The sequence below is a fragment of the Pseudomonas sp. LB1P83 genome, assembly GCF_054897885.1.
In genome coordinates this window covers 2081986-2096356 of the sequence record NZ_CM142709.1, presented here as the reverse complement: position 1 = coordinate 2096356, position 14371 = coordinate 2081986, and the positions used below count along the sequence as shown (strand labels likewise).

Here is a 14371-nt window from a genome sequence, read left to right as displayed (position 1 = left end):
GCTCACCACTGGCGTCTGTCCGGGCGTGCGAGGCCGAGCTTCTCGATCCGGTAACGCAGCATGTCGCGGCTCAGGCCCAGCAGCCGTGCGGACTTGGTGACGTTCCAGTCGGTCTTGTCGAGCATCTTGCGCACCATGTCGCGCTCGACTTCCGGCAGGTTCATCGACTCGGTGCCGTTGTACACCGGACGCGGCTCGTGGTGCTGTGCTTCCTGCAGGATGATCGGGTCATCCACCAGGCTCAGGCACACGTTCAACTGATGGACCGCAATCGTATCGCTCTGCGCCAGCAGCACGGTTTGCTCAAGCATGTTGCGCAATTCACGCACGTTGCCCGGCCAGCTGTAGCTGAGCAGCAATTCTTCAGCCTGGTCGCTGAAATGCAGGTTCGGTTTGCCATAGCGTTTGCCGTGGATCGCCAGGAAGTGCCGGGCCAGCAGCAAGATGTCTGCGCCGCGGGCATACAGGCGCGGAACCTTGATCGAAATAATGCGCAAACGGAAGAACAGGTCTCGACGAAATTTACCCTGTTGCACCATTTGTTCGAGGTTGCAGTTGGTCGCGCTGATCACCCGCAAATCGACCTTGCGCTCCTTCACCGAACCGACCCGGCGAATGGTGCGGTCTTCCAGCAGCTTCAGCAATTTGGCTTGCAGCAGCAGATCCATTTCACCGATTTCGTCGAGAAACAGCGTACCGCCATCGGCCGCTTCCACCAGGCCAACACGACGGTCCTTGGCGTCGGTGAAGGCGCCCTTCTCGTGGCCGAACAGTTCCGACTCCACCAGATTGGACGGGATCGACGCGCAGTTGAATTCGATGAACGGACCTTTGCTGCGCGGACCGTCGAAGTGCAGCGCCCGGGCCACCAATTCCTTGCCGGTACCGGTCTCGCCTTCCACCAGCACCGGCGGCAGGTCGGTATTGGCCATGCGTCGCTCGGCGTCGAGCAATTGGGCGATGGTGTTTTTCAGGTATTGCATCGGAGCCGATTCGCCGATCAATGCCTGTACGCCTGACTTTTGCGCCTCGCGCTCCTGATAAAACGACAGAGTGCGCTCCATTCGATCGGTGGCCAGGGCCTTGTCCAGCAGCAGCTTGAGCTCCGGCAAGGCCACTGGCTTGGTGACGTAATGAAAAGCGCCCTCTTTCATCGCCACCACGGCGTCTTCGACGTTGCCGTAGCCGGTCATCATGATCACTTTCAGATCCGGCGCGCTGATGCGCAGCTTCTGGATCAGGTCGTGACCGCTCATGCCCGGCAGCGAGTTATCGGTCAACACCACATCAGGGGTGAACGTACCCAGTTTTTTCAACGCCTCTTCAGCCGAGTGGCAGACCGTCACCTCGAAGTCTTTGCGCTCCAGGTAGGTCTGAATATTCTCGGCCAGGAGTTCATCATCCTCGACCAGCAGTATGCTGTGCTCCATATTCCCCTCCCGTTGCCACTTTAAAATTGAGACAGACGCGGGTTCCTTCCTGCTCCTGGCTGGTCAGTTCGACCGAGCCTTCGAAACGCTCCATTATTCGTTTGACGAGGGCCAGGCCAACGCCCAACCCTCCCTGTTTGGTGGTGAAAAACGGCTTGAAGACCATCTGTTGCTGCTGCTTGGTCATGCCTTTGCCGGTATCGCTCAAGGTCATGAGCATCTGGCCAGATCGGGGTTGTTCAATATCGATGCTGAGCATGCCGCCCTTGGGCATGGCCTCCAGGGCGTTGGCAAACAGGCTATTAAGAATCTGCGTGAGCAGCACCTGTTGGCTGACGACCGGTGGACAGGTTTGCGGTGTGAAGCGCACTTCCACGTTCGAGCGTTTGATCAGTGCGTCGAAAGCGCTCAGGGTGTCATCGATGGCCAGCACCAGGTCCACCGTTTCGGACTCGTCGTTCATGGGCCGCAACGACACCAGCAACTCGCGGACCCAGCGCGACATGCGATCGACCTGGCTGATGATGTCGCCGATGTTCTTTTGTGCATTCTGGCTGGCGATTTCCTGGGCCAGTTCGGCGCTGGAGCGAATGTTCGCCAGCGGATTGCGCAGGCTGTGGGCGACCGCCGAGGACATTTCACCCAGGGCGACAAAGGTCTCGTTAGTGATCAGTTGTTTCTGCTGGCTCTGCAGCAACATGGACGCGCGCCGCACAATCCAGAACAACCCAAGGTAGATGACCAGACCACCGACCAGGGTCGCCAGCCAGATTGCCCTGAAGCCACGCTGAATGCGCTCTACCAGATCCACCGGCTCCTTGTAGATCTCGACCATGGCGATGACTTTGCTTTTGTCGGCATTGAACATCGGGATGTAGTTTTCGATGAACAGGTGCTCGGGCTCACGCAGCAGTTTCTGCTCTGGACGCTCGTCGTCGATCTCGTGGTAACTGGTGGACACCGCTTCCTTCATTTCAAAGGATTCGTCGAGTTCATCATCGTCTTCGATGCGCACACCGATCAGCTCCGGGTTGGTCGACCAGACCACGGTGCGATCCAGGGCATACACGTTGGCTAACAGAATGTCCGGCAGATGCTCCACATGATCGAGAAACTCGCCGCGCGAAGACGCACGGGCTGTCGGAAGGACGTCGGGATAAGCGTTGTCATCGCGCGGGTCGAGCATTTCACCCATGGTTCTGACCGGATTGATCGAGGCATGGCGGATTTCCGCATCGCCGATGGCCTGAACGAATTGCGCGGTGAGCATGGAGTCGCGTTCGATGCTTTCGGTGACCACAAAGCGCGTGGAAATGTAGCCGAGCCCCAACGCCACGGCGGCAATGATGAAAAAGCTGCCCAAGGAAAACCAGCGCAGCAGATTGAACTGTCCGCCCCGGCACGGCTTCCCTGCTGCCGGTGTGTCCGGCGCAGGCATTTTTTGTTGTTCCAGCGTCTGCATGGGAGTGTCCTGGAGACTTGCCTCAAGCCTTTTAAGCCGTATCTGGGATCAGTGTAGGTGGCATTGATCGGGGTTGACGGCCTCACTGATAGTATTTCGCCGCTATTGCACCTGCGCCGCTTGCAGCGGTTGTTGACGATCGGTTTCTTCCTGCAAAAATCCCATAATTGACTGCGCCGCGTTCTCGTCCAGACGCAGGTTGGGCATCGGGATTCTGTCGAAACGTTCAAACAGCTCCACCGCGATCGGGTCCTTTTCAGCGAGCATTCGGTCCGGTTCACGAATCCAGCGACTGAGCCAGACCGGGTCACGCCGGCGAGTCACGCCGATCAGGTCCGGGCCGATGCTGCGCAGACCGATGCCCTGCCCGTCCAGCGGCCCCAGGCTGTGGCACGACGCGCAACGGGTGCGAAACAGCTCCTCTCCATTGCTAGGCGGGCGAATCTCGGGCGCATCGGCGTAACTTTCTCCAACGCTGGGCTTCTTCCAGTTCTGCAAGGTGTTGGCCAACTGATCGGCGAGGATCCACGGGTTCTCGAACGGCGAGGCTTTCATCCAGCGACCCGTGGACTGATTGCCGACGATCAGGCTCAGGTTGTGGTCTTTGCTGCGTCCGTTGTCGACGCCTTCGATGAACAGCCCGAGTTTTTTGCGCAGATCGGTGACGTCTTCGAATTCGCCGGTCAGAAACTTCCAGCCCGGCCCGACCTTGAAGCGTTGCGCGTAAGCCTTCAGCACCTCGGGCGTGTCGCTGAGTGGGTCGATGCTGATGGAGTAGAAGAAAATATCCTGGCCGACCCGGTCGCCCAGCAACGTTTGCACCTGACGCAGGCGCGCGGTTTCCAACGGGCAGGAGTCGCTGCACGAAGTAAATATGAAATTGATCACCACCACCTTGTCCTTGATCAAATCATCGAAGAACCGCACCTGCCGACCGTCCTGATCGGTCAGCAAGGTGTTTGGGAAGTAATCGCCGCCCCAGGGTGTCGCCGATTCCGTTGGCGCCAGTACCCCTTCGCGAGCGAGCAGCACCAGACTGACCAACAGGCAAGTGACCAGGACCAGAATCAGGTGCATGCCCAAGGCGCGGGAGCGCGGGGTATGCGCGGGTGTGTCGGCTCCCCTGCGTTTCATTTTTTCACCGTCACTTGTGGGCCGAAGGTCAGCCCCGGCTGACGCATAAAGGCGTCGAGTTTTTCCGGGCTGAATTCTTCAAACAGCACCCGCTGCCGAGTGAACGGCTGAGTGCCAAACAACGGGCTCGGCTTGGCGTTGGTGGGGTAATTGAAACGGGTCTTCAGAGTCGCTGTGCCCGGCGTCATAGTGAGCAGGACGCTCAGAGGCATTATCAGGCTGAACCATTTGAAGGGGCGCCGCGCTTTTCTGTCCATCACCAGCCGCCTCGAAGTCGTGAAGGAGGTAGTGGTGGTTTTGCAAGGACCTCGCCAGATCTGTAACAGATTTGCACAAGAGCAATAACACTAATAAAACAATGGCTTATCAACACCAATGCGCCATGATCGGAGAAACGACTGGGGCCTGGCACCCGCTAACGGGGAAAGTTCATACCCATTGTCAGGGAATCCGTTTGAACGACAGACGGACGCTAGTGCCCTCACCTTCACGACTGCCCAGAGTCACCGCGCCACCAAAACGCTCCATGATCCGCTTCACCAGCACCAGCCCGACGCCCAGCCCACCCTGCTTGGTGGTGAAGAAAGGCCGGAACGCCATGCTTCGCTGTTCTTCGTTCATGCCCTTGCCGGTGTCGCTCACAACCACGCTGATTCCCCGGATATCGGTCGGCTCCAGGGTGATGGTCAGGGTGCCGCCCTGGTCCATTGCTTCCACGGCATTGGCCAGCAAACTGTTGAGGATCTGCGTGAGTTGCACCTGCTGGCTCAACACCATCGGCGTCTCCTGCGGCTCGAACACCACCTGCACCCCGGCCTTGGCAATCTGATGCTCGAAGGCCATAAGGCTGTCATGCAACGCCGCCACCAGGTTCACCGGCTCGGCTTCATCGTTGAGCGGGCGTAACGACTGCAGCAATTCCCTGACCCACTTCGACATGCGATCCACCTGACCGATGATGTCGTTGATGTTCTTGTGGGCCGGGCCACTGTCGAACTCCAGGGCCAGCTCGGCGCTGGAGCGGATGGTCGCTAACGGATTGCGCAGGCTGTGGGCAACCGCCGATGACATTTCCCCGAGCGCGACAAAGGTTTCATTGGTGATCAGTTGTTTTTGTTGGGTCTCCAGGAGGATCGCCGCTCGCCGCACGATCCAGTACAGCCCCAGGTAGATCAGTCCGCCGCCCAGGGCCGTGGCCAGCCAGATCAGCACCAGGCCGCGCTCCATGCGGTCGATCAGGTCCCTGGGTTCCTTGTAGATCTCAACCATCGCCGTGACGGTATCGCCATCGGCATCGAACAGCGGAATGTAGTTCTCAATAAAGATGTAGTCCGGCGGCGTGACGAACTTCTGCTCCATGCGCCCCTTGTCCACGTTGTGATAACTGGCCGACACCGGCGTCTTGGAAGAAAAAGCCTGGTCGAGGTCTTCGTCGGCATGGATCGTGGTGCCCATCAGTGCCGGGTTGGTGGACCAGATCACCATGCGGTCAGGGGCATAAATGTTGGCCAGGATCACGTCGGGCAAGTGCTCGATATGGTCGAGGAATTCCCCACGGGCACTGGCCCGGGCCAGTGGATCAACGTCGGGAAAGTCTTTGTCCTTGCGCGGGTCCAGCAGCTCGCCCATGGTCCGTACGTTGGGGATCGAGACATGCCGAACCTCGGCCGAGGCAATTGCTTGAACAAATTGGGACGTGAGCAACGCATCGCGCTGCACACTTTCGGTAATCACAAAGCGCGTGGACACCGCGCCCAGCGCGACCGCCACCGAGCCGATCACCGCCATGCTGATGAGCGAGAACCAGCGCAGCAGATTGAACGGCTGTTTGCGCGAGCTCAAGCGGACATCGCCCTCTTCTTTCTGGAGGGTTGTGGTCTGAACATTCATGGTCGTTGTTCCCGGAAACTCCCTATAGGGTTATAGCCCACTGTCTGGTGTTTGCCCGACTTTGGGTTTTGTCCCTCCCACCAATTCCCCGCACACCCCAAAGCCCCCACCTACCCCCAATGCTGGGGACAGTCGCCCGCTCGCGCCCTCGGCGCCGCGAAACCGTTTGCGCGCTACACGCCTTTCACTGCGGGCCTCTGCCGGTTGTTTTGAAAGATTGGTATGGAAGTTGCCAAAGCCTCCTCGACTGACCCATCCCTACGGGGCAGGTACTTCGATAGAGGGAATACTCATGCACCCTTTACTGTCCAAAACGGCGGCCGCCCTGGTCGTCAGCGCTTTAGCCCAAGGTGTTGCCCAGGCAGCGCTGTTTGCCGTAGACCCCGGCCCCTATGTGCCAGACAACGGCTCGTTCGCCGCCTGGTATCAGGACAGCCATGGTCGAACCCTCGACTTGTGCCTGTCCAAGGCAGTCAGCTCCAGGGTTGCCGGTGCACCCGGTGCGCCGGCCTACATGTGCCTGTTGAATCCGACCCCCGGGGTTTTCGACGACGCGCAGCCCATCGTTTTCCCGACCAACTTTCCCGATGAGTCGTTCTGGTTCACCGGTGACGGCTCAATCGTCGATGCCGCACGGGGCATCGACCTGTCCTATGTCAGCGCCGTGGAAGCCGCCTTCGCCGCTGAAGAACCGGTAGAAGGCGACCAGGTCAGTTTCGGCCGCATCCGCATTCGGGTGGACGTGCCCACCGCCGGTGTCTACACCATCACCCACCCCTACGGCGTCGACATCTTTGACGTTCCCGCCGGTGGGACTCGCGCCATCAACATGACCCGCGACATCGGCATCGGCACGCCGAAAACCTACGACGGCGCCCTCAAGAGTGACATCGGCCCGTTCCTGCGCAGCGTCAACGGCCCCTACACCGAAACCAACCCGGTCACCGGTTCGGCCGAACGATTCGTTGGCGATCCGAATCTGGAAGAAGCCTTCACCGGCAGCCCTTTCAATACCAACTACATTCGCATCGAAGGGCCTAACGGTCTGGACTTGCGCACGACGGTCATGGCCATTTCCGGCAAGTTGTCGACCGTGGTCCGGCCAACGCCGATGATCACCGAGCGCAGCACTTACTCGCGCAAGACCGGTGAAAGCGCACCGGTGGCGCAGCAGGATGTGTTCGTCATGGCGCCGCCGCCACCGGCCACCGTGACCCTGGACAGCAACAGCCCGGTGCTGAACCTGACCGAGGCTGATACCTCCGGCCGCTGGTACGCCCAGTCCGCAACCAACCCGACGTTGCCAAGCAACCTCGTGGTGACCGCCGACAACCACCTGGCCATTCCCACCAGCACACCGACCACGCTGTCGATGCCATTGACGGACCTGGTGGTGATCCAGACCGCCCAGTACAGCTTGAGCACTGCGCAAATCACGGTAGTGGCTTCGACCAGCGATGAAACCTCGCCGCCGGTACTCACCGCCACCACCGGCACCGGTGTCGCCATCGGCGCCCTGAGTGGCGATGGCGCAGTGAAATCCCTGGCGACCGGCATCTCGCCGATTCCACCGGCCAAGGTTCGAGTGACGTCATCCAATGGCGGCAGCGATATCGAAGAAGTGGTCATCGTGCAATGAACGCACACATGCCCAGATCCTCATCAGGAGGCATCATGAACAAATTGCCACGCCTGGCGCTCAACGCCCTGGGACTGACTCTATCGTTGTCCGGGAGTGCTTTCGCGCAGCTCGCTGCCGTCGACCCCGGCCCCTACACCTTTGCCACCGGGAAATTCCCGATGTGGTACCAGGACAACAATCTGCTGTCGCTGGAACTGTGCCAGTCGCGGGCGACCAGCTCGCGGTCGCCTGGCGCACCTGGCGCGCCCTCCTACATGTGCATCCTGAATCCGGAACCCGGGGTTTTCGACGACACCCAGCCAATGGTTTTTCCGGATAACTGGCCACCGGAAGCGTTCTGGTACCTCGCCGAGACCACCATCGCCGATGTCGGAGGCTATGGCGTGGACGCCTACGTGGCCGCGATCGAAGCGGCATTCACGTCCGAAAACCCTGTCGACGGCGATCAGGCAAGCTTCGCGCGGATTCGTCTGCGGGTGAACGTGCCTGTCGCCGGGACCTACACCATCACCCACCCGTACGGCGTGGAAACGGTCAACGTCACCACGCCGGGCCGTCGGGCGATCAACATCACCCGCGACATCGGCATCGGCGTACCGGGTGATTTCAGCGGTGCTCTCAATGGTCAAATCGGGCCATTCCTGAGCAGCGTCAACGGTCCGTACACCGAAGTGAACCCGGACACCGGTTCCACCGAGACTTACGTCGGCGATCCGAACCTCACCGAAGCGGTCACCGGCAGCCCGTTCAATAATAACTTCCTGCGTGTGCAGGGGCCTGCCGGGACCATCGAGACCAACCTCTTTACCGTGTCGGGCAAAGTCCTCGACAACCGTGCGCAAACCCCGGTTGAAATTGGCCGCGCCACTTACCGCCGCACCTCTTCAGGCCCGGGCACCAGCAGTACCCGGGTCGAAGTGTTTGGCAAATCGGCCAACGGTTCGAGCCTGTGCTTCCGCGAAACCGTGGCCCTTGTGCCCGGACCACCGCAGACGCCCTGCCTGACCAGCATGCTCGGCGACAACACCGGCCTGTTCTTCGGCCAGCGCCTGACGGGTGCCACCGTGCCTCCGGTCGTGGTGGTCACCGCTACCAACCCGGCCGGCACCACCCGGCCTACGGCAGTCTCGAGCAAGCTCACCGACCTGGTGAAAATCCAGACCGCTCGCTACAACTGGAGCAATCACAGCCTGCTGATCGAGGCCACCTCCACGGATGAAGTGGCGGTGCCGGACATGGTCGCGCAGGGTTACGGACGTCTGTCGAAAACCGGCACCCTGCAAAAAATCACCGTCGCCGACCTGACTCAGCCACCGGCGTCCGTCACGGTCAAATCCGCCGCTGGCGGCAGTGATACCGAGCTTGTCGTAGTCGTCGGGGCTGCACCGGATACCGGCGAGAACCAGGCGCCGCTCTCCGTCGCCGACACCGGCAGCACCAGCTTCGGCGTGCCGCTGACCCTCAACCTGCTGGCCAACGACAGTGACCCTGACGGCAACACGCCGCTGAGCATCACCGCGCTGACCCCACCGGCTGACGGGCAAGGCACCGTGGCATTGAGCGGCACGGCAGCGGTGATCTACACCCCGCCTGCCGTGGTCAATGCACCGCTGACAGCGACCTTCACCTACAAGGCTCAAGACGTCAAAGGCCTGGCCTCGACCGCTCCGGCGACCGTGACCATCACCGTGGCGCCTAACCAGTCTCCGGTGGCCGTCGCCGACAGCATCGCAACCCTGGGTGTGGCAATTCCGATCAACGTGCTGGCCAACGACACCGATCCGGAAGGCAACGTGCCGCTCACCGTCGCCAGCCTGACCCCACCGGCAGCCGGTCGCGGCACCGTCACCACTGACGGCACCGTCATCACCTACACCCCACCGGCCACGGTCACCACGGCCTTCACCACCACCTTCACCTACATCGCCCGGGACAGCTTCGGCGCCCTGTCGACACCGGCGACGGTCACGGTGCAAGTCTCGCCAAGGCCTGCTGCGGAAACCTTCGCAGTGACCACGGCCACGGTGTCGGCCCGCTCCAACAACCGCTTCACCTGGGACTTTGCGGGCACCTCATCGGTGATCACCGGCAACACCATCACCGTACAGGTCACCACCCCGACCGGGCTGGTAACCCTGGGCACCACCACCGTGCCGGTGACCGGTCGCTGGCGGTTGACGGTGGGCAACAGCACCACGGTGATCCCGTCCGCTAATCCGACGGCCACCATCCGCTCCTCCCAAGGCACCGTGCGTACCGTGACGGTCACCGCCAACTGAGCCCTCGCCCCGCCCGCCGATTCGGTGGGTGGGGCCGGCCTCTTCCCACAGGACAACGCCATGAAAACGCCGACCGCCGCCCTGCTGTGCCTGCTTCTGCTTTGCAGCAGTGCAGGCGTGCGCGCCGACGATTTGATGGAGAACGACGACCTGGCACCCTCCGCCGACCTCGGCGAGTTGCCTCCACCGGTTGGCCAGCACGCGCTGATCGACCAGAACGGCCAGGCCAACGTGGCGCTGCTGCAACAGAACGGCCAATCGTTGCTCGGCACCATCGTCCAGTCGGGCAGTAATCAGGAAGCCTACATCCTGCAACAAGGCAGCGACCTCATGGCAATGATCACCCAGCAAGGTTCTGGCAACGCCGCCTCAATCACCCAAAACGGTAGCCACAACCGCGCGCAGATTTCCCAGAACGGCAATAACAACGACGCCAGCATCGACCAGGCCGGTACGGGGCTTTCAAGCGCCGTGACCCAGTCGGGAAACGGCATGAGCGTTTCGGTTAAACAATATCGCTAAAGCACTGCACCCCTTGGAGGTTTCATCATGTTCAAACTGACGCCCCTCACCGCCGCCATCCTGGTCATTGTCAGTGCCCAGGCAATGGCCGACGACAGCGTTTCCACCCAGGACCAGTTCGGTACCGCCAACGTTGCCGATGTGAAACAGACCGCGGCCCCGTTCAGTACCGCCACCCAACAGCAACTCGGCCAGGGTAACGATGCCGCGGCGGTGCAAGACAACGCCACCGGCACCATCACTCAGGATCAAGTCGGCGACTACAACGCCGGTTACGGTGAGCAACTGTTTGAGAACGGCGGCCTCATCACCCAGCAACAGGTCGGCAGCGGCAACACCAGCCATGCCAGCCAGTCCATCGGCATGGGCGAAAACCAGGCGCTGCAACAACAGTCGGGCAGCGGCAACTTCTCGTTCATCTATCAGGACAGCCAGGAAGCCACCCAAGGCCAGACCTTCCAGTTCGGTGATAACAACGAGGCCAATATCGAGCAGATTCAACTGGGCATCGCCAACAACGCGACGATCATCCAGTACGGCACCGCCAACTACGGCGCGGCCGAACAGATCGCGCACATGGGCGGCGAGATTGGCATCAACCAGGCCGGCGAAGGCAATTACGCCTATGCCGACCAGCGCGATGGCAACGGCGGCGTCATCACCATCAACCAGTTCGGTGATTTCAACGGCAGTGAGGTCTGGCAAGGCGCACAAACCGCGAGCGAGGCCACCGTCAACCAATACGGGCAAACCAACGAAACCGTGGTCGACCAGAGCTTCGGCCAAAACAACTATGCCCAAGTCTTGCAAGTCGGTGACGTCAACGCCATCTACGCCGACCAGTTCGACTCCGTCGGCTCGGTGCTCGCGCTGTACCAGCAAGGCACCGGCAACGTGCACTTCACCTACCAGAGCGGCGACAGCCATGTGCTGACCGCCACCTCCGTGGGTACCGAAAACAAGGTCTACGCCAGCAACTGGAAAGGCCCGCAACTGGGCGGCCAATTCGGCAGCAACCAGGTTGCAACCGTCACCCAGGCCGGCAACGGCAACATCGCCAGCTTCAAACAGGATGGCGTTGGCCACGTCATGACCACCAACCAGACCGGCAGCGGCAACAAAACCACCATCAGCCAGGCCGACTCCTACAACGAGCTGTACTTCGACCAGAACGGCAGCGACAACATCCTGATCGCCGACCAGCGCGGTACCACCAACCTGGCCCAGGGCACCACCAACGGCACGGGCAACACCACCGAGTTCGACCAGTCGGGCACGGGCAACCAGGCGTTCACCACGCAGCTGTATGGCAGCGACAACCTGATCACCGTCAAACAGGCTGACACCATGAACGTGGCGTACGTGACCCAGGGCGGTACCGGGAACATTGCCAGTGTTGACCAGAGTGGCGTGACCCAGATGGCGAATGTCCAGCAGTTCGGTTCTGACAACCGGGCGACTGTGCTGCAGCAATAATCGCAAGGCATAAAAACCGCGGCCCTTGGGGGAGGGTAGCGGTTTTTTTTTGCCTGATGGAGAGGAGTCTCCTTAAAGTCAGCTCGCCCCCACATTTGATCTCCATGGGACACCGATTTTGTGAACGACAAAAATCCCCTGTAGGAGTGAGCCTGCTCCGGGCGGCGTTCCGACGATGACGGAGTGTCAGCCGACATCAATGCCGAATGAAAATAGGCAATCGCCAGCAGGCTGGCTCCCACAGTTGATCTTTTAGGGACACAGATTTTGTGTACGTCGAGCCCCCCCTGTGGGAGCGTGGCTTGCCCGCGATTGTCCTCTCAATCCAGCCCATCACCTGCTGACTAACCACCCTCCCCCAAACGCCGCCAGGATTTCGGACTTGCCCTACAAGTTTTACCGAATCCTCCGGCATTCACACTTGAGTCCCATCGCCAAAGTGCCCCGTTTCCAAGGATCGGGCACAAAGCGTGACAAAACTCATCCCCCCACACCAACTCGTCGGCGAGCGCGGCCAGGTACTCGACAGCCATCAAGCAGCCGACTCCCTTCGCCAGGCCCTGAACTACCCGTACGACTTACAAGGGTTCGACGACCTGCTCAATGCCGTGGGCGCCAACAGCTCGAACTACATGCAAGCCGCCCACCAGCAAAAACTGCTCAACGCCGTGAGCATTGGCGATTGGGCAATGGTCACGCTTCGCGTCAATCCGGAAAACGGGGGCGGCTCATGGAATGGATTCAAGACCCCACCCGAACCACCCCCGGCGCAACATCGGGTCGAAGATCACGCCTTCACCCAGCCCAAACCGGCGGAGTCAGGATTTCATATTGTTGAAAAGCCCATGAGCCTTGAGTCGCTGGAACGCTCGCTGTATGAGAGCTCGCCAAGCGATGCGCTACGTCGCGGATTTCGTTCGCTCAATCGCCATCTGGGTGAACACGTGAAGCCGGGGCAAATGGTGATCTTCAGCGATTCACGGCACTACATGTGCCGGCGTGAAGAGGCGCAGATGATGATTGCTGCGCAGAAGGTTAACGAGGCGCTCGAAGATCTGAGTGATGAAGAGGCTTCGTTCATGGTTGAGCACCATGAGGTGATTGAGCCGTTTCTGGGAATCTCTTCTGGTGGGCTAGGCGTGGCGACGTTTATGGTCGGTCGTCATTTGGAAGACCTCGGCGATACTCTCAAAGAACTGGAGCGACTACATCAAGAGCAGTACCGACAACACGGTCATTTGCATTCACCAGGCTTTTTTGCCCAACGCAAACGTCTGATGACGAAACTGGACGTTGGCTTCGGACCTCTGGTGCGTAAGGGACTCGGTCTCGCAGATCATCCCAAACTCAAAAGAGCGCTGGGACTTTCATCCCGCAAAACTATTCATCATTGGAGCAAGGCAGGCTCTCCCACGCAGTTGCCGGGTTACGCAACGAACATCCAGGCAGTCTCTCAAGCCGTGAAATACATGAAGGTGGGCGGTTACGTAGCGATTGCTCTGGGTTCAGGTTCAGCGGCAATGAAAATAAGCGAGACTTGCCGTAGTGGTCGCGAGGAAGAATGTCGTCAGGTGAAGTTTGTTGAAGGCTCGAAGTTATCTGGCAATGTGTTGGGCGGCATAGCGGCAGGTCGTCTGGCGCCGATTGTTGCCCCTATAACGTGTGCTGCCATCGGCGCGGGAACCGTCGGTGTAGGTGGACTCGTGTGTATGTTGGTCGTAAGTGGGTTTGTGATCGCAGGCACTGCAGACGGAGGGGCAGTTCTCGGTGAAGTTTCTGGAGAGATGCTTTATCAGGCTACTGCTCCATGACTCAGCATGACTGGGCGTTTTTGACATCCTGCCTGCTCTGGGCAGCAGTGATGCTGATAAACACAGCCGTTTCGGTGTACGTCGCCTACTTCAAAGCGGATGAGTGCCAGGCGCACTTTGTGAGGTCGAATCTGGTCGGGCACCAACGGTTCAGTCCGACAGGCGGTTTCATGAACCGACTAGGAAGTATGGGAATGATCTATTCCCTCTTGGTATTCAATTATCAACGTCGCTTGGATCCCGCCTCAGTTGAAGAAGTGAAGACCTTTCCTGCGTATCTGCGACCTTGGATCGTAGTTCCAGGTCATATCAATCTGTTCTGCGTTGTCTGGATGATTGCAATGTATGGCTGGGCCAAATATGCGGGTCTGGCTTAAAGATTTTTCGTCACGAGACAAACCAGCGCTTCACCACCTATCAATGCATTGCGCAGGAAGGTTCAGCGGCCAGCGTTTGGGCCAAGCGTTCTACAACCACTTCAAATTGCACCGACTTTCTGAGCAGCAGCCATTAGCTGGTTTGTATAAGGCTGATGGGAAGTCGGTACTCAAGATAATTGAGCGAGTATTCACATTCAGCTAATACCTGGTTATGACTGCGAGAAATTGGCCGGCTATCAGGCCACCTTCGCGAGCAGGCTCACTCCTACAGTAAATCGGCGTACACCTTTCGCTCCTCACCACTCAACAGGCCGAGCGTTAGCTCGCCTGCAGCTCTTGATCTTG

At 59.8% G+C, this 14371-nt stretch carries 10 protein-coding genes and 1 pseudogene; 6 read left to right on the top strand and 5 right to left on the bottom strand.

From position 1 onward, the window contains the following. Positions 1–2: 2 nt before the first annotated feature. From ACYZTY_RS09700 to ACYZTY_RS09680, 5 genes and pseudogenes are all read right to left on the bottom strand, one after another. Complete coding sequence (locus ACYZTY_RS09700) at positions 3–1430, bottom strand: sigma-54-dependent transcriptional regulator (RefSeq protein WP_461958263.1); 1428 nt, start codon at positions 1428–1430, stop codon at positions 3–5. After that, positions 1399–2892, bottom strand: a complete 1494-nt coding sequence (locus tag ACYZTY_RS09695; RefSeq protein ID WP_461958262.1) for a sensor histidine kinase — start codon at positions 2890–2892, stop codon at positions 1399–1401. Before ACYZTY_RS09695 ends, ACYZTY_RS09700 begins: the two co-directional genes overlap by 32 nt. 102 nt (positions 2893–2994) lie before the next feature. Further along, the gene (locus tag ACYZTY_RS09690; protein WP_461958261.1) at positions 2995–4026 is read right to left on the bottom strand and encodes an SCO family protein; all 1032 of its coding nucleotides are present in this window, start codon (positions 4024–4026) and stop codon (positions 2995–2997) included. A gap of 23 nt (positions 4027–4049) precedes the next feature. Next, a pseudogene (locus tag ACYZTY_RS09685) lies at positions 4050–4238 on the bottom strand (hypothetical protein); the annotation flags it as partial. 229 nt (positions 4239–4467) lie between these two features. Beyond that, a complete protein-coding gene (locus tag ACYZTY_RS09680) occupies positions 4468–5916 on the bottom strand; it encodes an ATP-binding protein (RefSeq protein WP_461958260.1) in 1449 nt (482 codons plus the stop codon). A gap of 292 nt (positions 5917–6208) precedes the next feature. On the opposite strand from ACYZTY_RS09680, the gene ACYZTY_RS09675 reads away from it, so the two are divergent. From ACYZTY_RS09675 to ACYZTY_RS09650, 6 genes are all read left to right on the top strand, one after another. Continuing rightward, positions 6209–7555, top strand: coding sequence for a hypothetical protein (locus ACYZTY_RS09675; RefSeq protein WP_461958259.1), 1347 nt, complete (start codon positions 6209–6211; stop codon positions 7553–7555). A 35-nt stretch (positions 7556–7590) separates the two neighbouring features. Beyond that, on the top strand, positions 7591–9837 hold the full coding sequence (locus ACYZTY_RS09670) for an Ig-like domain-containing protein (protein ID WP_461958258.1): 2247 nt from the start codon (positions 7591–7593) through the stop codon (positions 9835–9837). A gap of 60 nt (positions 9838–9897) precedes the next feature. Then, positions 9898–10359, top strand: a complete 462-nt coding sequence (locus tag ACYZTY_RS09665) for a curlin (RefSeq protein WP_461958257.1) — start codon at positions 9898–9900, stop codon at positions 10357–10359. 27 nt (positions 10360–10386) lie between these two features. After that, entirely contained in the window at positions 10387–11835 is a 1449-nt protein-coding gene (locus ACYZTY_RS09660) for a curlin (protein WP_461958256.1), read from the top strand. Positions 11836–12305: 470 nt separating this feature from the next. Then, the gene (locus tag ACYZTY_RS09655) at positions 12306–13646 is read left to right on the top strand and encodes a hypothetical protein (protein ID WP_461958255.1); all 1341 of its coding nucleotides are present in this window, start codon (positions 12306–12308) and stop codon (positions 13644–13646) included. After that, positions 13643–14023 carry a hypothetical protein gene (locus ACYZTY_RS09650; protein ID WP_461958254.1) on the top strand — a complete coding sequence of 127 codons (381 nt, stop codon included), beginning with the start codon at positions 13643–13645 and terminating at the stop codon, positions 14021–14023. Before ACYZTY_RS09655 ends, ACYZTY_RS09650 begins: the two co-directional genes overlap by 4 nt. Positions 14024–14371: the final 348 nt, after the last annotated feature.

Coding starts and splice junctions, on each gene's coding strand:
- ACYZTY_RS09700 (WP_461958263.1), bottom strand. CDS start 1,430: ATGGAGCACAGCATACTGCTGGTCGAGGATGATGAACTCCTGGCCGAG.
- ACYZTY_RS09695 (WP_461958262.1), bottom strand. CDS start 2,892: ATGCAGACGCTGGAACAACAAAAAATGCCTGCGCCGGACACACCGGCA.
- ACYZTY_RS09690 (WP_461958261.1), bottom strand. CDS start 4,026: ATGAAACGCAGGGGAGCCGACACACCCGCGCATACCCCGCGCTCCCGC.
- ACYZTY_RS09680 (WP_461958260.1), bottom strand. CDS start 5,916: ATGAATGTTCAGACCACAACCCTCCAGAAAGAAGAGGGCGATGTCCGC.
- ACYZTY_RS09675 (WP_461958259.1), top strand. CDS start 6,209: ATGCACCCTTTACTGTCCAAAACGGCGGCCGCCCTGGTCGTCAGCGCT.
- ACYZTY_RS09670 (WP_461958258.1), top strand. CDS start 7,591: ATGAACAAATTGCCACGCCTGGCGCTCAACGCCCTGGGACTGACTCTA.
- ACYZTY_RS09665 (WP_461958257.1), top strand. CDS start 9,898: ATGAAAACGCCGACCGCCGCCCTGCTGTGCCTGCTTCTGCTTTGCAGC.
- ACYZTY_RS09660 (WP_461958256.1), top strand. CDS start 10,387: ATGTTCAAACTGACGCCCCTCACCGCCGCCATCCTGGTCATTGTCAGT.
- ACYZTY_RS09650 (WP_461958254.1), top strand. CDS start 13,643: ATGACTCAGCATGACTGGGCGTTTTTGACATCCTGCCTGCTCTGGGCA.